The organism is Syntrophomonas palmitatica JCM 14374 (assembly GCF_001311885.1).
Taxonomy (GTDB): Bacteria; Bacillota; Syntrophomonadia; order Syntrophomonadales; family Syntrophomonadaceae; genus Syntrophomonas_A; species Syntrophomonas_A palmitatica.
The window spans coordinates 19,747-39,636 of sequence record NZ_BBCE01000005.1 but is presented as its reverse complement, the minus strand read 5'-3'; the positions used below and the strand labels follow the sequence as shown (position 1 = coordinate 39,636).

Genomic DNA, 19,890 nt, shown 5'->3' with positions numbered 1-19,890 from the left:
TGTGTCGCGGGGACCGTCCCCGCAACACACTCCGGTTAATCGACTTACCAGGCTATCTTCAAGTTTATGGTATCTGATTCGGCCTGCAGGGTAAACTTAACCAGGCCATTTTTTATCTCATACAATCTTTCGTTTATGCTTACCAAACCGGAGGCGGGAAGTTTGCTGCCCGGATTCCAGAAGTGCAAGGTGATATTAACCTTGTCCCCTTTTTTAAAAGGAGGAACCACGGTGCTCACCAGATATTTAGGGTCGGGAGGCATGGTTATACTGCTTTTTTCCCCTTGTATTCCTGCCGTTATCTGATATTTGGATTTTTCGAGCTGAAAATCGCTCAGGTTTACCGAGCTGTATACCACCAGTTCCCAGACACCAGGCTGAGGATGGGAGCAATTTATGTTACTGACAATCACATTTTCATTGCCAGCCCCAGTGAATACCCCTGATTCCTGCATGCCGCCGGGCGAAATAACAAACATGCGCACCCGGCCCTGGCTGTCCGGAACACTTAACCGGAAGTTCAAGCTGTCCACACCCTGAGGAACATTAAAATAATACCGTTTATAGACGCCGGGGTTCAGAGTTTCTTCCTTTTCCCACTTCCTGCCCGGCATATCATACAATTTAACCGGAACGACCAGGGTCTCCAGTGCGGCCAGATCCCATCCGGCGGTGCTGTAATCATCAATCAGCAAAAAACTGCTGTATAACCCGGGGTCGTTCTGGCTGTCATACTTAATAGTCACATTCCTTTCACTGTGCGCCGGTACCTGAATGCTATACTGTTCAGGTTTCAGCCAGGCTGCCAGCCCCCCCAGCGAAAACTTGCGGTTCTCATCCCCGGTATTGACCAACCTCAGAGAAACTGAAGCCGCGGCCTGCGCAGGCGAATAAAACCCCGCGCCCAGGTTTTGGTCAGGATTCAGCTGTTTAACCACACAGTCCTGATTTTGGGTCGTCATGCGTTTTAATTCCATCCATGCCCGCAAAAGGTCTACCGCCCCAAAACCCTGTTCCGCCGCCTGGTAATTCCTGAGCGTCATAGCGCCGTTAAAGAGCGCCTGCAAAACCGCATAGTGGTTGTTGCTGAATAAACGGTGCTGGTTGGCGTCCAGCATCAGAGCCAGGCTCCCGCCAGATAAGGCGCTGCCATGCTGGTCCCCTGGTCCAGGTTATACTGCTTCCCCGACCATAAGGGATAGGTGGAAACACAATGGCCAGGCGCCAGCAGCATAGGAGCGGCCGCCCCCCCTGCCGATGGACCGATGGAACTGAAGTACCAGAGTGTGGAATCCGGCACCTGATAATTGTAATCTGTTTTCCACATACGGGGAGTAGCATAAGCACCCACACTGATAATGCCGGGAATCCCCGCGCTGTCGGCCGCGGTTCCCAAACCCGGGCCATTGTTGCCCGCCGCCGTACAGACTATCATGCCGTGCGTTTTCATTACCGCGGCGGCGGTTTGTGCCAGCGACTGCCGTTCAGCCTCATTCATCTGGTACTGCCCCAGACTCATTACCGCTGCCGCCGCCCCGCGCTCCGCCGCCAGGCTGATCGCGCTTTCCAGCCTTTTCAGGGGCGCCACACCCAAACGGTTCATCACCTTAATAACCAGAAGCTGCGCATCGGGAGCAACCCCTTCAACCAGGCCGTTTGCGGCCACTATTCCTGCTATCTCGGTGCCATGTCCCAGGGCGTCATAACCCAGGATTATATAATTATCCTTATCGGAAATTGAACATACGACTACATTAAACTGCCTGTTTCCATCACCTTTAACACTTACGGCCTGGTGGCCTGAACTGAATACCTTGACAGCGGTTTCATCCTTGATTTCCATATCGCCGTCACTGTCAATATATACGGTGTCCAGCGCTCCCCCGGCCTTGCTGCTCCGAGCCACGACCAGGCGGCTGGTTTTCAGCCCAAATTCATCGGGAAGAAAATTCAAGGGGAGATAAGCATATTTCCATCTCATGCCTGCAGCCGTCCCGGAGGGGATGTCTGCCTGCCGGTCACCCATCTGCAGCCGGCCATTTTCTTCGCTGGCCAGGTTCAATTTGAGCTTGCCTTCGGCGCTAAGATCAATAAAGTCAACTATTTTAGCATAATCCTGATCGGTTTTCTGCAGGTCAGGATGGCCGGCGTCCACGCCGCTGTCAATCACCGCCACCAGCTGCCCTCTCCCGCTGGCGCCGCTGTCGGAGCGGAAAGCATCGGCAAACATTGCGTCTTTGGCAGCTTCCAGGCTGGCCTGAGCCTTTGCGGCATCATAATAGTCAGTCTTAAGGTTTATTCCTTCAGCGGCAAATGATACGGCTTGTTCGGGGCTGACAGCAGCGCCCGAGACCGCGGACAGTTGTTCAAACTCGAATTTTACCGGGGAACTGCCGTAATCAGAAGCTAACATTATAAAAGATAGTTTTCCATCGGTATTTAAATCGAAAAAGGCATAGGCAGGCAGTTTAAGATCAGTAACCGGCTGGCGGCTGGCTTCATCATATACAGCCAGGTTGGCAGCCAGCTCAAACTCCTGGGAGCGTCCGTCAATTACGATGGAGGCCCGGCGCAAAGGCAGGTTGATTGCGGTGATATTGCCGTAAAAACTGTATTTTTCACCCTGGAGAGATAAATATTTTTCAATAATAACCGCTACCTCTGCGCGGCTTAAATTCTGACGGGGACGAAAAGTACCGTCCGGAAAACCTTTGACCAGGCCTGACTCTGCCGCGTAGGCCACAGCAGGCCGCGCCCAGTCGGATATATTGCCATCATCCCTGAAGTCCAGGCTGCCCCCGTCACCAGTGGCCCCACCCAGACAATTAACCAGTATGCTGACTGCCTCTTCACGCTGACGGGACGCAGGGGCATAAAGTTGCCATGCCCGTCGCCGTGAGCGATGCGCATTTCCTGAGCTAATTCGATGTAACCCTGAGCCCAGCTCCCATTAACATCCTGGAAAAATGAACTGCCCTTTTGCAGAACCCCGGCTTCTTTCTCGCCATGCAGGGCTTTTATAACCAGAGTAATAAACTCCTGCCGGCTTATATAACCTTCGGGCCTGTAGGTTCCATCGGGATAGCCCGTAATGATATCCCGGCTCTGCAGATGGTCTATTTCAGGGCGTGCCCAGTGCTGCCTGGTATCAGTGAAAGCCTCAGCCAGGCCGGGCATATAAGCAAGCAGGAACAGGGCTAAGAAAAGCCCCGTTATGTATCGTAAAAGCTTCATTAAATGTCCACCTTAATAAATTGCCTCAGATTAACACACAGATTTCACAGTTTCTGTATAAGCACCGCAACTATTATACAGCTGCATGCTGAATTTAAGCTGAAGGCCTTAACCTATAATTCATTGCTGAGAGAACATCATTGCGAAGAGCTTCAGCGACGCGGCAATCTTTTTTACTCGCCATCGCATTTTAGATTGCTTCGCTGCGCTCGCAATGACAGGGCTATGGCGTTATCCGCATCTAATTAATCCCGATGCCGTTCATAATAATGTCCGCAAACTGACCGGCCAGGATATGCGGGTCTATATCCCAGCCGTCCAGGACAACGGGTCCAAACATTACCCCCAGAGTCCCGGAAATAACCAGGCTGACCAGCTGTGCGTCCAGAGGCCGCAGTTCGCCGCGCTTTATAGCCTCCTCAATTATTGACCTAAGCCGCTTCTCTTTTTCTTTACGCTGGGCATTAGTCCATTCTTTCAGTTCCTCGTCGAATATTTCCGCATCCCAGAAGATCATGCGGGACAAATCCTTGTTATCCTGATAAAAACTCAAGTGCCCCTCCAACAGGTGACGAAAACGTTCCGCAAATGGCATGGCGTCAGATATTACCGATTCCATTGTTTCATAATACACCTGCAGACTGCGCTCCATCATGGCCTGGAACAGCTGCAGCTTGCTGGAAAAATATTCGTAAATAGTGCCTTTGCCGATACCCGCCTCGACAGCTATTTCCTCCATGCGCGCGTTATGATAACCTTTGCCGCTGAAAACCCGTGCCGCCGCGTCCAATATCGCTTCGCGCTTTTTTTTCATGCGCGGGCTCAGTTCCTTCATTCTCATCCCCCCGAGTTTAATTAACCACAGATTAAATCGCCCCAGATTCACACAGATGATTCACTGATGAACACAGATTTTAATCTGTGGGTATCTGTGGTTCAAATCTGTGTTCATCTGTGGTTGTTGTATTTCTAGCCTTCAGCAGCCGCCTCTTCATTAATCTCAGTCTTTCGCCTGCGGCTGCGGATTTTCTGCCCCCAGTCGTCAAATATGCTGTATACCACGGGAATCAGTACCAGAGTAACAAAGGTTGACGCCAGGAGACCGCCAATGATAACTATGCCCAGCGGCGCTTCCGCTTCGCCGCCTTCGCCCACTCCCAGGGCCAGGGGCAGCATCGCCAGAATGGTGGCAAAAGCCGTCATTAATATGGGCCGTAAGCGCACGCGACCCGCTTCCACAATAGCGGCGTCTCTTTCCATGCCCTCCTCCCGCAGGTGCTGCAGGTAGTCCACTAGGACTATGGCATTAGCCACAACAATACCTACCAGCATTATCACCCCGATAAAAACATTGACGCTGAAGGTTTTTCCTGTTAACAGCAAACTCAGCACCACGCCGATGATAGCGGTGGGTACGGAAAACATAATTATGAAGGGTATGAAAAACGACTCGTATAAGATAGCCATAACCGCATAGACCAGAATGATAGCCATTAACAAGGCCTGGGCCAGGCTTTTGAAGCTTTCGATCATATCTTCATCCTGGCCGGCAAAGGTAATGGTGTAGCCTGCGGGCAGGTTAATCTTATCCACCCGCGCCTTGATATCGTTTATAACCGAATTAAGATCCCGGTTTAGCAAATAAGCGTCAACCTCGCCCACCCGTTGGCGGTCAATACGGTTGATCTGCACCGGTCCGGGCGCAATCACAAAATCGCCTACATCAGCCAGTTTGACCACGCTTCCCCGGGCGGTCATTATGGTTAAGTTCTGCAGGTAGCCAAGGTCGTCATGACCGGCTTTAGCCAGCCGCAAGTTAATATCGACTTCGTCGCCTCCTACCCGGTAACGGGTAGCCACCGACCCGTTGACGGCGGTTTTAACTTCACTGGCAATCTGCATCGGGGTCAAGCCGCAGGCCGCCGCTCTTTTACGATCCACCCGCAGTTCAATCTCCGGATTGCCATCAGTCAGGGTGGAACTGACTTCACGGGTACCGGGAACCTGACGGACGATTTCTTTAACCTGCTCGGAAAGCTGCTTCAATACCTTCAGATCATCACCCCGGATCTGCACCATTATAGGCGCAGAGCTGTTGCCCATCTCCGAAGACATATCCATAACATTGACTTTAATTTTGGCGCCGGCGATCTTCTGTACCCGCTGGCGTATGTCTTCAGCCACCTGATCCACATCGCGTTCGCGGTGACTGCGGGGAACCAGCTTCACGTAGATGCTGGCCTTATCCTCCTGGGTAGAACTATCGAAAAACATGTTGCTGGAAGCCCCTACGCTGGTGAAGGCGGTATCAACTTCGCTTATATCATGTAATTCCTTTTCTATGGTTTTTATCATCTGGTCGGTGTCAGACAAGAGGTTGCCCTTATCAGCCTCCAGGCTGATGGATATCTCGCCCGAATCCATCTTGGGCATGAATTCCGCCCCAATCAAGGGCATAAGAGCGACAGAACCTATCATTAAAACGGTCACGACAATAACCACCGCAGACCGGTGGGATAAGGACCATCTCACGATTTCCTGGTATTGTTCCCCCAGGTTGTCGATCCAATGGCCAAAGCGCGATATTTTGGATGACAGCCAGCCATTGCCGGTTTCCCGCTTTTGCATGGCAGAGTTGGTCAGCATACGGGAGGACATAAGCGGGACTACGGTCAAAGCCACCAGCAGGGAGCACAATATCGCAAAACTGACCGTTACCGCCAGGGGTTTGAAAATAACCGAAGCAATTCCTTCCGTAACAAACATTACCGGCAGGAAAACCGCCAGAATCGTCAGTGTGGAGGCGATAACCGCGTTGCTGACCTGCGAGGCCCCGGTTAAAGCGGCCTCAATGGGCGGCAGCCCTAAACTGCGGTGGCGGTAAACATTTTCGAATACCACAATCGAATCGTCCACCATCCTCCCCAGGCCCAGAGCCAGACCTCCCAGGGTTATAATGTTCAGGGTGTCGTTATTGAAATACATCAATACGAAGGTAGCGACAATGGACAAAGGAATGGCTATGAATATGATCAAGGTACTGCGGGTATTGCGCAGGAAGAGAAACAGGACGAAAACAGCCAGCAAAGCCCCTTCCAGGAGCATCCTTTTAACGGTGTTTATAGACTGGTTGATATAATAAGACTGGTCCATTACCACCTTAATATCCAGGTCTTGGCCCATTTCCTGCTGCACTTTGGCCAGTTCAGCCTTGATATGTTCACAGGCGGTTACGGTATTGGCATCGCTCTGCTTCTGGCAGTGAATACCCACCGCCGCCCCGCCGTTTAAGCGGGTGATCTGGGAATTATCCTTATAACCGTCGGTAATAGTGGCTATATCGGCCAGACGAATGGCATTACCTGCGGCGGTAAGGATATGTACATCCTTAATATCCTCTATCGATTCGAACTCCTGCAGATTACGCACAAAATACTTGCGTTCCCCGGTTTTGATCTGGCCGCTGGACATATTAAAGTTTTCCGCTTGCAGAATCTGATTAATCTGGGCCAGAGTCAACCCGCAGCTTTCCAGTTTGACCGGGTCCACTTCCACCTTCACTTCCCGCTTCTGTCCCCCGGTTATGATAACCGAAGCCACTTCGGGAATACGTTCCAGGCGAGGTTTTATCTCATCCTCGGCGATGGACTGCAGCTCGGCCATGGACATGTCGCCTTTAGCCTCCACCCCGGTCTGGATTATCGGCATCATGTTGACGTCCATCTTCAGCACCATGGGTTTTTCAACCCCGCTGGGCAGGTATTTTTCAATCATGCTGGTCTTTTCGCGGATATCATTGATAGCGCTGCTCATATCCGTGCCCCAGTTAAAGCTGATTAGCATGATGGATGAGCCTGACATGGAATACGATTCTATTTTCTTAACATTGCTGAGGGAGTTGATCTGTCCTTCCAGCATCTTGGTAACCTGTTCCACCTCTTCAGGACCAGCGCCGGAATAGGTAGTCATAACGGCTGCGTAGGGCAGCTTCATGTCGGGATAGAGAGCCAGGGGCAGTTTGCTCAAGGTAAAAAAGCCCAAGATGATAACCACTGAAACCAGGATGGTCATAGTCACCGGGCGTTTAACCGCGAATTTTACAATACCCATTATCTGACCCCCCCGGGAATCACCCGCAAAAGGGTGCCTTCATTTACCAGGGTATTGCCTTTGGTGATAACCTCATCTCCTGCCTGCAATCCGGAGACAATCTCCACATAGCGGTCATTCTTCAGCCCGGTTAAAACCTCCTGCTCCCGCGCGCGTTTATTCTTATCCACGACAAAAACTATATGACGGGCATCGCGGGGGATAACCGCTTCCACCGGAACCCCCAGGACGTCCTTTTTAGTCTGGGCGTCTACTATCAGTTCCGCAAACATCCCTGATTTGATGATGTTATCTTTGTTGTCCAGGCTGATTCTAACCCGGTAATTGCGTTTAACCGGATCGGGCATGGAAGCGACTGTAACCACCCTGCCTTTAAACGATTTAGCCGAAGCCGCGCGTACGTTCACCGCTGCCTCGCTGCCAGGTTTGATATAACTGACTTCATTTTCACCCACCAAAACATCGGTTTCCAAAACGCTGGTATCGCTTACGGCGGCGGCGGCTGACTGCGCGCTGACCATATCGCCCAGGGAAACATTGATGCTGCCAACCACCCCATTAATGGGCGAAGTAATATCGCAGTGGGCGATCTGATTTTCAGCATCCTCCAGCATGGCCTGGTACAGATCTACCTGAGCCTGAGCCGAACCGGCCATGGCCCCGTCCAGCTGCGCCTGTATGCTGTCCATCTCTATCTTTGAAATTGCTCCCGCTTCATAAAGCTTCTTGGTGCTGTCATATTTGGATTTCAAGACTTCGAGGTTGGCGTCACTGGCCTTTTTGGCTGCCAGTGCCGATGCCAGCCCCGCCTGAGCCTGTTTGAGTTTGGCTTCATAATCGGAGCTGTCGAGGGTAATTAAGGTCTGGCCGGCCTTTACGCGGTCGCCAGGCTGGGCCAGAATAGCTGTAACTCTCAAAGGCGCTTGAATCTTAGGATATATGTACACTTCATTGCTGCCCCGCAAGGTCCCGCCGTACTTCATAGCCTGGGCTATATCCATTTTCTTGACTATAGCTGTATTAACACTGAATGTTGGTTCTGCTGTCTTTTCCTCTTTCTTGCAGCCGCTGGTTGTAATCAAAAGCCCCAGTAATAACAACAACATTAGTCCGAACAACCTTTTCCTGCCCATAATTCCCCTCCTGCTTGTATTCCCGTTTACAGCATTGACCGACCGGTTGGTCGGTTTGATAGTTGCATTATATCCTGATTGGAATATGATGGTCAAGAAATAAAAGCGGGGGCCTGGATGAAGGGGGACGGGGTTGTCACCAACCCCGTCAGACTGTGATCTGTAATTATTTGCTGACATCGTATTTGGCTACTATTCCCTGACCTATATTCTGCCCGCTGCTGAAGCGAATGGTGTCATGCAGCACCAGCCAGTATTCGCCGGGGGTAAGTTTCGCCGCAGGTTTCACCGCAATATCCTTCTTATTAACCACTGTAAACCCGGCTTTTACCCGTTGGCCGCTGTCGGCTTTTATCAGTTCAACGGTAGAAAAGTTAATATAACGGGGATTAACGTCATCAGCCAAAGATATCTTCAGTTCGCTGTCAGGTTTGACAGTAACGATTGGGCCATTTGTCTTATAATCCGGATAAAACAGCGGCCATAAGGATTCGCGTTCTTCCTGGCTGATTTCCGTCCAGGCGGTATTATCAGTACCCGCATAAAACTTGTTGCCAGCGGCGCCTTTGATTATGCTGCGCCAGGCCTTCCAGAACCCGGCGGAACGCGCCCGCACCGGGTCAATGGTAGCCTGAAAATTTTCTGTATCCAGCTTGAGCAGCTTCCCTTTGTAACCGGCAGGCGGATCATAGAGCAGCAGCTCTGCGGCAAGCCTGGCCTCATCGTCACCAACTTCTATATCAGGTTTCACTCCCTGTTTATTTATGACATTGCCCAGGGGGGAATAAAAACGCGCCACGGTGAATTTCACCTTGTCTTCATTGGAGAGGTCAAAGATCTGCTGCACCGTGCCTTTTCCATATGATTTCTTGCCGATAATCACCGCCCGCTGGTTATCCTGCAGAGCCGCTGATAATATTTCCGAGGCGCTGGCGCTGTTTTCATCGATCAAGACTACCATGGTCCATCCACGATATGGCCCCCGGGATTGCCCTGATACATTTCTTTCTTGCTTCTTTCCTCTACTATAAGCGTATCAGCCGTACCCATAAAATCACCGGCAATGTCAATAGCCGCCTCCAGGAATCCCCCGGGGTTGCCGCGCAGGTCCAGAATCCAATTCTCAGCCTTTTTCGCTTCGAGGCTCTTAATGGCTTTATCTATATCGTCAGCGCTATGACTGCCAAATTCTCGCAGGATTATGTACCCGGTGTTATTTCCCAGGATTTCGCTTTCCACACTGGGAATGGTTACTTTTTCACGGGTTACCGCCATAGTTATGGAATTGGGTCCGCGTTTCACTTTTAACTGCACCACGCTGCCTGCCGGACCCTTAATTATTTGGGCTATGGCGTCTTTATCCATACCGGCCAGGGACCTGCCGGCGGCCATGGTTATGATATCGCCTTTCTTAATACCGGCCCGCTCAGCCGGCGAACCTTTAATCAGCTGAAATATTTCCGCCCCTTCCTTGCCGGGGGTGAAATATACCCCTATACCCATGAACTCCCCGTTTAAAACGTCCATCTCATTTTCAAATTCCTGTTTGGTATAATACTGCGCGTAAGGATCACCTAAACGTTTCAGCATCTCATCCACGGTAGGAGCCTGCAAAACCTGGGCAGGGACAGGATCCACATAATTTTCCTTTAAGAATCCGGCCACTTCAGACAATACTTTGCCGTCCGCCGCCAGGGCCGCCCCCGCCAGACCGCTCCATAAAAACAATACCGTAACCAGGAGAGCTGTCCACTTTTTGTTCGATTGCCGCATAATACTCCTCCAGTTTTAGCTTTGGGGAAATATATTCAACGCTTCCGGCCATAAACCCTTTCAGAGTGTTAATTAATCGCAAACACAAAATTGCTTCGTTCGACCGCAATTTTCACGGGTTATACCCGCCACCCTATACGAAAAGCGTGTTTTGGGGCAATGACCGGGAAAGATTGCCGCGTCGCTTGCGCTCCTCGCAACGATGAATACATAGATTTCAATGACACAACGGCATGATTACTATTAGCCGGTAATATCTAAGACCCCGCCCACGCTTTTGAGGCTCTCATCCACAGCCTTTTCCTAATACATAAAAAAACCCGGCTTCATATTTATAGAACCGGGTTGAGTATGGCAAATATATTACTGTGCCGATGATGCTGATGCCGAACCGGCACTAGAATAAGTCCACGGCTTTTCAAAGTTTATTTTCATGATTTCATGTCGATAAGTGGTTGAGTTTAAAGCTTTAAGCGCTTTCAGTGTATCTAACTGGGCATAATCATAATCATTCTTTGTCAACATCCCCAGTTCGTACATGGCCTTTTTATTTTTTTCTGTTTCCTGGTATATCTTCAGCTGCTGCTCCAGGGTCACATACGTCTCTTCCAGCTGCTGCAAACCATTATAAAGAGACCTCAGACCATTCTCGGTTTGTTTTACTGCGTTGCTGGCGGTTAATTGTGTTTTTTCGTAATCGAGCATAGATGCTTTTAAGGAACCGCTGTTTACATCTACCAGGTTGGTGTTAATGCGGGCCAGATTAACCTGCTGTCCGAGGTTCCAGAGAGTGGGGTGCTGATCCATAGCCCGGCTGATTGCATTGTCCAGATTAGCAACTTCATACTTACTGTAACTTGGTTTTTCAGTAAGTATGGGACGAGCATCACGGTTTAAACCTACCAGGTAGTTGAAATCCTGATAGGCCTTCTCCAAACCTAGTTTTGAAAGTTCGTAAGCGGCTTTGGCCGATTTATATGCAGCTTCAGCCTGATTGCGCTGCACCAGACTTGCCAGGCCCAGGGCATATGACAGAGAATCCGCTTTCCATTTATTTTCGGCATATTTTATAGCCTTCTGGTTATAGGCATAGTCCTCTTGAGCTGCTAACAGGTCAGTATACTCCGTTACCACATCAACAAACAGCTTATCCTCGTCAGCAGTTTTAGTTTTCCCTGCCATCTGTTGGCTGATGCTGGCGGATACTGCAGCAGTGTAAGCTGCATCTGCCGCCGGAGAACTAGCTGCAAATGGGGTAAAAAGAACCCTTTCATCTCTAAATTTTTTCATTTCTTCGCTTATCTGTACACTTAATTCGTCCTGTTTAATAGTGTTACTGTTCTTCAGTGCCATATCGTAGGCCTGGGCCATAGATAATTGGGTGTTAGCCGTTGTGGTTGTAGCTTCTGCCATACATACGCCAGGTAATGCCAGCATTCCCATGATAATCGTTAATATTACAAGTAATCGCATTTTCCTAAGCACATATATCCTCCTCTTTTAAGTTTATCTTTTCTTGTCACATTTATCATAATTTATAACCGACCTGTCAGTCAATCCCAATAAGTGACAAGATTTCTTCATTTTTTTTTTACTGCAGGAAATACTCTCACAAAGAAGAATAATGTAGTTATCAAAATTTATAAGGAGATGTTGCAGATGAAAAAAAGAAAAATCCTCATCCTCGTTTTAACAATGGGCCTTATTCTGTGCGGTATTAGCATAGTTCAAGCCCAGAACCAGATTACTATCGTTGTTAATGGCAGGACTATCAGTTCGGACACCCCCCCGCAGATTATCAATGACCGTACAATGGTACCCATACGGGTAGTAGCCGAAGCATTAGGGGCACAAGTGAATTTTGACAGCCAATCTCAAACGGTCATAATTACCAAGAAGGCTGAAACCTCAGTTCAAACTCCGGTTCAATCACAACCACAACAAAAACTGTTGAAGTTCAATGGCGAAGCTACCACCTGGCCTTATTGGACAGAAAAGGATGATATCTACATAGAATATAAAGACTGCATACAGTTGCTGACTTATAAATACCGTGCACCCTGGCATACAGTCACCGCAAACCCAAAAGATAAGACTATAATTATTGACAGCAAAGTGGTGGATATAAATACTAAGACGTTTGGCGATTTTACTGCCTTTTCACTTAACAACCTTAAAGCCAACCAACTAATTGATTATACCTGGGATGCTGCAAATAGTAATTTAGTATTAAAATAATTTCTTGACAATAAAAAACCGGGTCCCTTGCGGGAACCCGGTTTTTTATTGGTTATAAAGACTGACTATTTGGATACCAGTACAGTACCGGTTCCTGCATCCCAACCAACCTGGAAGCCCAGGCCTTCTGCTACATAGCGTGCCGGAAGCATAATACGGTCATTGCTGATTTCAGGGGCAACATCCATAGTCTTAGCTTCGCCATTAACTGTAATTGTGGTGCTGCCTACAGTCAGTTCAACTTTCTTGTCACCCAGAGTAAGGGTGGCTTTTTGAGCAGCCTGATCGTAAACGATGTCAGCATCGGTCAGGCCCAAAGCATAGCCCAGATAACGAATCGGCACATAGGTGCGGCTGTCCTTTACATAAGGAGCAGCATCCATAATCTTGGACACACCGTTTACCTGGTAGATATTGGAGCCCAGCTTAAACTGTCCAGCTACTGCACCCTGAGTTCCCTCTTTCGGAGCCGGGGTGACAACTTTAGCTGCAACTACGGTCGCTACTACATCGCGATTTACCCAGTTGGGGTTCAGTAAAACTGAAGTCTGGTCAAGAGCACTGCCGCCGATTTCGATCTTCAGGTCTCCTTCGGGAACGGTGCGGTCAATATCGTAGATGATGTCGGAAATTTCAATTTTGGAAGCCTTGCTGCTTACACTCTTAACAGGAATGGTTACCTGGTGTTTGCGGCCAGCTGCAGGGAAACCAATGGTCGGAGTGTTCAGACTCAGGTCACCTTCTACTACTTTAACGGTCGGAGCTTTAGCCCAGGTTACACCAAACGGAGCGGACAGAACTAAATCTGCAGCAGCACCTCCGCCAAAGATGCGGGACTTGATTGTTTCTGCTTTGGGTTCGGTGATGGTAATTTTGCCACCAGCCTGCTTCTGAACACCGATGATAACATCTTTGCTTTCAGCAGTTCCGCTTATGGGAGCAATTGCTTTGGCAACGGTAATTTTGTCATTAATACCAGCGTTGCCACTGAACTGAATTTCAATGGGACCAGTATAATCTGCGGCTACATCAATTTCTATTTTTTCCAGTGCGCATTCACCCTTGCCAGCAAGAGCTGGTACTGTGGCGGTGGCTTTCGTGAAATCGGTAGCAGAACGAGTAAAGGCTAAAGCAAATCCGCCTGCTTTTGCAGTGCCGTTAAAATTACCAGTCCATTTAGCACCATCATTCAGCTTGGCAGTAATAGTACGGCCAGCAATCAGACTGTTTCTGATATTTTCTTTAATGGTTACATTAGACATAAGCTGCTGCCGTAAACCAGCAACTACTTCAGTTTCAGGTTTTTCTGCTTTTACTGTGTAACCAAAATCCTGATAAGAAGCGAGCTTGACAGAACCAACATTGCTGGTGGTACGTCCGGAAATAACAGCTTCAATATCTCCAAAAGCTGCGTTATCAGCATCAATATCGATTTGTGCATTGATGGTGAACGTATACTTGGTTGCAGGTACACCGCCAGCGGTTGTACGGTTAATCTTTAATATTGAAGTATCAGTAATATCAGTTGTAATAGTTTCGGTACCGGGCAGAGGAACATTGCCAGGGAAAAGTGCTACTGCAGCAGTTCTCCAGGTTACACCCTTAGGTAACTTAAACTTAAGAGTGTCAGTACCCTGCACAACAGCACCGGCAACATCTTCTCTCACATGAATCTGGAATACGCTTGTAGCTGGAGCAACCATGATAGAAGGGCTACCAGCACTTACTGTAGGGGGATCGGTACGCAGAATGTCTACTGCACCTACGCTGGTTTTACCCACTGCTACAAGACCATCGGTAACATCTCCATCCAATTTAATGACTGTGGCGTTGATAGTAGCATCGGCACTGCTGGGAACGGTTACATTGGTCAGAACTATACCGAATTTCACGTCTCTGGAAACTGCTGCAGCAACGAGATCAAACTGCAGCTGATTGTCAGCTAATCTTATTAAACGGTACTGACCTGCTGCGGGAGCACCTAACGAAGCAGCGAATGCAGGGGCTAGACCACCGCACAGGTTGCTTACTCTGGTATTTTCAACAGCAGTTCCATCACCATCATCAGCTATAACAAAACTATCGGGAAGTTTAATTACTGCTGAATGTGTACCGGCATTTAAAATGCCGAAGTCAATGATTACTGAACCCAAATTCTGTCCAGCAGCCTTTGCCACTACTGGAGCATTAGATGCGCTAACTGTAGCCGCATCGGCCGGAGTCACTACGAACACTGGAGCCAACAGAGCAATACAAAGGCAAAGGGTCATAATTACGGATATACCTTTATGTGTCCTAAGCATATTTTTCCTCCTTTTATTGTTATGTTTAAATGCAGGTAATCACGCTGCTTGAGCAGCATAAACTGATCAGGTGGTCGAGTCTAATGCTGTAGAAATTCCCCCTTTCGTTAGAGTTCTGATGCCTTATTTATCCAGATCATTTTATGGTTTTCAGACGCCTTGACCAGGAAATTGTTCCGTTTAACAGGTCATTACTCATCGTTAAATTGCTCTATGTTTCGACTCTCAAACATGTCTTGTATTTTCATTTGGTAATATTGCTATATCAATTAATAGCTTATTTATATGGTGCGTACTGTTTTTAAAAACAATATGATTTGATATATAATGTTTGTGTTTAATTGGTTTGTATGTCGAATGGTGTAGGAAATTTATTAAAATTAGATTCGAGAGGACTATGCGCTTAAATAAAAAACCGGGTCCCTTACGGGAACCCGGTTTTTTACTTGTTGTTTGTCTTGAGACAACTATTTGGATACCAATACAGTTCCGGTTCCTGCATCCCAGCCAACCTGGAAGCCCAGGCCTTCTGCTACGAAGCGAGCAGGCAGCATGGTACGGTCATTGGTGATTTCGGGAGCAACATCCATGGTCTTGGCTTCGCCATTGACAGTGATGGTGGTGCTGCCGATGGTGAGTTCAACTTTCTTGTCGCCTAATGTCAGAGTTGCTTTCTGAGCAGCGGCGTCCCAAACAATGTCAGCATCGGTCAGGCCCAGCGCATATCCCAAGTAACGAATCGGTACATATGTGCGGCTGTCTTTGACATAAGGAGCGGCATCCATGATCTTTGATACGCCATTTACCTGGTATATGTTGGAGCCGAGTTTGAACTGACCGGCAACTGCACCAACGGTTCCCTCGGTCGGAGCTGGGGTAATAACTTTAGCTGCAACTACGGTTGCAACAACGTCACGATTTACCCAGGTGGGGTTCAGTAAAACTGAAGTCTGATCAAGAGCAGATCCGCCGATTTCAACCTTCAAGTCGCCTTCAGGAACCGTGCGGTCAACATTGTAAACGATGTCGGAGATTTCAATCTTAGAAGCTTTGCTGCTTACGGACTTAACAGGAATGGTTACCTGATGTTTGCCACCAACAACTGCGAAACCAGTAGTAGGTACATTCAAGCTCAAGTCACCTTCTACTACTTTTACGGTCGGAGCTTTCGCCCAGGTCACACCATACGGAGCTGACAGAACGAGATCTGCTGCAGCACCAACTAAAGTGCGGGACTTTACGGTTTCAGCCTTAGATTCACTAATGGTTATTTTGCCAGCAGCCTGATTCTGAACACCAATTATGATATCTTTGCTATCAGCGGTTGCACTGATAGGGGCAAGGGCTTTAGCAACGGTGATTTTGTCATTGATACCAGCATTTCCGCTGAACTGAATTTCGATGGGGCCAGCATAATCTGCAGCAACATCAATCTCAACTTTTTCAAGTGCACATTCGCCTTTGCCAGCTAAAGCCGGTATGGTAGCGGTAGCTTTGCTGAAGTCAGTAGCGGAACGAGTGAAGTTCAGAGCAAATCCGCCTGCTTTTGCAATACCTGCAAAGTTAGCATTCCACTTAGCACCATCATTTAATTTTGCAGTAATAGTGCGGCCAGCAATCAAACTATTAGCAATATTTTCTTTTATGGTTACATTCGAAATGGTTTGTGCTTGTAAACCAGCAACTACTTCAGTTTCAGGCTTTTCAGCTTTTACAGTATATCCAAAATCCTGATAAGTAGCGATTTTAATGGAACTATTATTACTGGTGGTACGACCAGAAATAATAGCTTCGATATCACCAAAAGCTGCGCTATCAGCATCAATATTTACTTGTGCATTGATTGTAAAGGTGTATTTTGCAGCAGGTACACCGCCAGCGGTAGTACGTTGAATCTTCAGAATTGAGCTGTCAGTAACATCACAGGTAAAAACTTCGCCAGCGGGCAAAGCAACGTTTCCAGGGAAAAGCATTACAGTTGGACCAGCAGCCCAGGTAACGCCTTTGGGAAGTTTAAATTTCAGGGTTTCAGTACCTTGGGCAACAGCACCAGCAACATCTTCTCTTACATGAATCTGGAATATGCTTGTAGCTGGAGCAACCATGATAGAAGGGTTACCAGCACTTACTGTAGGGGGATCGGTACGCAAAATATCGACAGAACCTACGCTGGTTTTACCCACTGCAACCAGTCCATCAGTGAAGTCACCATCAAGCTTAATTACAGAAGCGTTTATTGTAGCATCAGCACTACTAGGAACAGTTACATTGGTTAAAACAATACCAAATTTGACGTCTCTGGCAACTGCAGCAACATTAATATCAAATTGCAGTTGGTTAGCACTTAACGCAATCAAACGATACTGTCCAGCTGCAGGAACCCCAGCAGCCGCAACAAACGCAGGAGCTAAACCACCGCACAGGTTGCTGACTCTCAGGTTTTCTACAGCAGTTCCATCGCCATCATCAGCTATAACAAAACTAGTGGGAAGTTTTATTACGCCAGAGTGTAATCCAGCATTTAATATACCAAAATCAATAATTACTGAACCCAGGTTCTGTCCAGCTGCTTTAGCAACTGTAGGAACGTTAGATGCGCTTACTGTAGCCGCATCGGCCGGAGTCACTACAAACACCGGGGCCAGCAGAGCGATGCACAGGCAAAGAGCCATAATTATGGACATGCCCTTATGTGTTCTAAGCATTCTTTTTCCTCCTTTATTACTATGTTTTTTCAAAATCCAGGTGATCAATCTTTAAGTATCAGCTTTGGTTTAGTGCTCTTCCTCCTTCCTCATTAATCATAATTGTCAGGTATTCAAGTAGAGACAGACTAAAATAACACGATCATATTGTCTCCACCAAAAGATTATGATCAGGTATTATGACGACATTTTATGCTATTTTGTTCCTGTTTTTGTCGAATTGTGACTTTTTTTATTTTCGGGTTTATCTCATATTGTTGTATATGGCTTGGTTTATGAATTATTTTGTCGAATGTGGTCTTTTGAGATGGGAATATTAAGGTATAACAGGTTGGAAAGTAATCGGCAGGAAAAAAACAACTCCCGGGAAGATTTACATCTTACCCGGGAGTTATGAAAAACTAACTGAGACTTATACTATTTCATAGCCTTGACTATTACGGTTACGGCTTCAGCTCTGGTGGCATTGCCCTGCGGCTTGAAGCTGTTATCGGGATAACCGCTCATTACACCGGCTGCGGTAGCAGATGCTACAGCATCTTTGGCCCAGGCTGCGATTGCCGCGCCATCACTGAAGGTCTTGCCTTCTGCTTTGGCGAGTTTAGCCGCCTTCACGATCATTACCGCCATCTGTTCGCGGGTAATGGGGTCATTCGGACCAAACTGGGTTGCGCTATAGCCATTGACTATTCCTGCAGCGGCTGCGGCGGAAATGCTGTCTTTGGCCCAGTGGCTGGCAGTGTCGGCAAATACCTTGTCACTGGAAGGAGCAATATTCAGGGCCTTTACCAGAACCGTAGCGAATTCAGCCCGGGTAATGGTGTTGTTCGGCTTGAAGGTTCCATCCGGATAGCCGGCGATAGCCTTGGCATCAACCAGCTTCTTAATGTTGGCTTCTGCCCAGTGGCCGACGATATCGCTCAGGGTTCCGGCCGCCGGTTTGGCAGCTTCCTTCGGGAAGGTCAGTACGGCAAATTTGGTAAAGTGTGTTACATCCCCGCTTACTTTGCCATCGCCAACACTGATATTATCCAGCGCTACCCATTTTCCAGCCTTCTCATCAAAGAAGCATACTTTAACATCAAACTTGTCTAAATCAACCTTGCTCTTATCAAAATTCAAGGTGATAGTAATCGGTTTGCTGAAGTCGCCAGTCTTATCCTTGATGATTTCTAAAACATCACTTATGATTTTGCTGTTGGCGTCTACTTTTAAGCCTGCGGTATCGGCAACCTTGGAAATAGTTACCTTAACATCGGCAGCCAAAGCTCCGGCTGGAATAGTGATGGTTACACCAGTTGCGCTGATGGTTCCACCGCTAGCAGCGGTTATGGAAACCGGAGTTCCAATGATCGCGTTAATAGCGGGTAATGTTGTGGCAGGTGTTGTGGGTATTACTGCTCCACCGCCGCCGCCTCCGCTTGGAATGTAACTGTTATCATCTGCATAGTATCTGAAGTTGATTTGTGGTAAGTCAATGACTTGAGCATTTGTTAGATCATAAACCTTTAAACTCACCCAATACTGCTGCCCGGATATTAAACCACGTTGTGCCAGTGATACCTGGAAAGGCTTAGAACTATAAATATCCTGGTTTACTATGCCTGTCGGCACCAACTGTCCATATACATTAGCATAAACGGTAGCATATACATGCTGATAAGTATTTTCATACACAGAACCTCCAACGGAGGCTATTAATTGATTAGCACTGAAAGTCCAGTTTACTGCCGGCGCTGCCGCCGCTATTCCCGCGAAGGTTAGCAGCATAACGGCCATCAGCATCACGATAACTAGGTTTCTGGGTTTTCGTGATAATTTCACGTATGATTTCCCTCCTTTTGTTGTGCTAAGATTTTCCGTTTCTCTCCGTATGCTATATACGTAAGAGGGAAAGTCAATTTGAAAAACATTTGTTTTTCAAATCAGGTCGACATTGGGGCCTTTTCTTTGCAAAGAAAAAGAAAACTAAATGAATAAACTTAAGTATACTGCCCTCCTTTCCTTAAAATTCTATAGTCTTTCGTTTCTTGGTACCAGGAAACGAATCAGACTCACCCCAACCGTCGAAAAACGCTAAAAATCCCTTGACCCGCCGTCCCCCTAATATAGGGCGGGGTGGATTTATCGAAATCCCTATACAGTTCAAAATAAGTAAATAGAGGTCGAACTGTGGTCTGTAAGTTCATATATTCTATGCGTACCAGCTAATTCCTGCATTAAATCCCGAATTTTTTAGTGTTAAATAATGTCGTTTACATATTCAGGCAGCTCTTTCGCCCATTAGACGCTTTTTTGGCGCTCTTGGTTCCTTAATTCTATTACTGCTAGCATATTCCAGTCCTAAAATTCCTAGGCTATATAATAGCACTATTACGTAAATAGCGATATAGA

At 47.7% G+C, this 19,890-nt stretch carries 11 protein-coding genes and 1 pseudogene; 1 reads left to right on the top strand and 11 read right to left on the bottom strand.

Going from position 1 to position 19,890, the window contains the following annotated elements:
• Window positions 1–44 precede the first annotated feature (44 nt).
• The 8 genes and pseudogenes from JCM14374_RS04000 to JCM14374_RS03960 all read right to left on the bottom strand — a co-directional run bounded on the left by JCM14374_RS04000 (window position 45) and on the right by JCM14374_RS03960 (window position 11,735).
• Complete coding sequence (locus JCM14374_RS04000) at window positions 45–1,118, bottom strand: hypothetical protein (protein ID WP_054693788.1); 1,074 nt, start codon at window positions 1,116–1,118, stop codon at window positions 45–47.
• Complete coding sequence (locus tag JCM14374_RS03995) at window positions 1,118–2,743, bottom strand: S8 family serine peptidase (protein WP_054693785.1); 1,626 nt, start codon at window positions 2,741–2,743, stop codon at window positions 1,118–1,120. The genes JCM14374_RS04000 and JCM14374_RS03995 overlap by 1 nt, the downstream gene beginning before the upstream one ends.
• Complete coding sequence (locus JCM14374_RS03990; protein ID WP_054693782.1) at window positions 2,671–3,234, bottom strand: S-layer homology domain-containing protein; 564 nt, start codon at window positions 3,232–3,234, stop codon at window positions 2,671–2,673. The genes JCM14374_RS03995 and JCM14374_RS03990 overlap by 73 nt, the downstream gene beginning before the upstream one ends.
• Before the next feature lie 241 nt (window positions 3,235–3,475).
• Window positions 3,476–4,069 carry a TetR/AcrR family transcriptional regulator gene (locus JCM14374_RS03985; protein ID WP_054693779.1) on the bottom strand — a complete coding sequence of 198 codons (594 nt, stop codon included), beginning with the start codon at window positions 4,067–4,069 and terminating at the stop codon, window positions 3,476–3,478.
• A 134-nt stretch (window positions 4,070–4,203) separates the two neighbouring features.
• Window positions 4,204–7,344, bottom strand: coding sequence for an efflux RND transporter permease subunit (locus JCM14374_RS03980; RefSeq protein WP_054693776.1), 3,141 nt, complete (start codon window positions 7,342–7,344; stop codon window positions 4,204–4,206).
• A complete protein-coding gene (locus tag JCM14374_RS03975) occupies window positions 7,344–8,477 on the bottom strand; it encodes an efflux RND transporter periplasmic adaptor subunit (RefSeq protein ID WP_054693773.1) in 1,134 nt (377 codons plus the stop codon). The genes JCM14374_RS03980 and JCM14374_RS03975 overlap by 1 nt, the downstream gene beginning before the upstream one ends.
• 166 nt (window positions 8,478–8,643) lie before the next feature.
• Window positions 8,644–9,980: pseudogene (locus JCM14374_RS15615) on the bottom strand (S41 family peptidase).
• A 633-nt stretch (window positions 9,981–10,613) separates the two neighbouring features.
• Window positions 10,614–11,735, bottom strand: a complete 1,122-nt coding sequence (locus tag JCM14374_RS03960; protein WP_054693764.1) for a TolC family protein — start codon at window positions 11,733–11,735, stop codon at window positions 10,614–10,616.
• Window positions 11,736–11,909: 174 nt separating this feature from the next.
• Here JCM14374_RS03960 and JCM14374_RS03955 point away from each other — a divergent pair, with 174 nt between their 5' ends.
• On the top strand, window positions 11,910–12,488 hold the full coding sequence (locus JCM14374_RS03955) for a copper amine oxidase N-terminal domain-containing protein (protein WP_054693761.1): 579 nt from the start codon (window positions 11,910–11,912) through the stop codon (window positions 12,486–12,488).
• Window positions 12,489–12,553: 65 nt separating this feature from the next.
• Here JCM14374_RS03955 and JCM14374_RS03950 read toward each other — a convergent pair whose 3' ends face one another.
• The 3 genes from JCM14374_RS03950 to JCM14374_RS03940 form a co-directional block, all read right to left on the bottom strand.
• Window positions 12,554–14,791: a copper amine oxidase N-terminal domain-containing protein gene (locus tag JCM14374_RS03950; protein WP_054693758.1), complete on the bottom strand. Its 2,238-nt coding sequence runs from the start codon at window positions 14,789–14,791 to the stop codon at window positions 12,554–12,556.
• Window positions 14,792–15,258: 467 nt separating this feature from the next.
• Entirely contained in the window at window positions 15,259–17,496 is a 2,238-nt protein-coding gene (locus JCM14374_RS03945; RefSeq protein WP_054693755.1) for a copper amine oxidase N-terminal domain-containing protein, read from the bottom strand.
• 417 nt (window positions 17,497–17,913) lie between these two features.
• Complete coding sequence (locus JCM14374_RS03940) at window positions 17,914–19,320, bottom strand: S-layer homology domain-containing protein (RefSeq protein WP_054693752.1); 1,407 nt, start codon at window positions 19,318–19,320, stop codon at window positions 17,914–17,916.
• Window positions 19,321–19,890 lie beyond the last annotated feature (570 nt).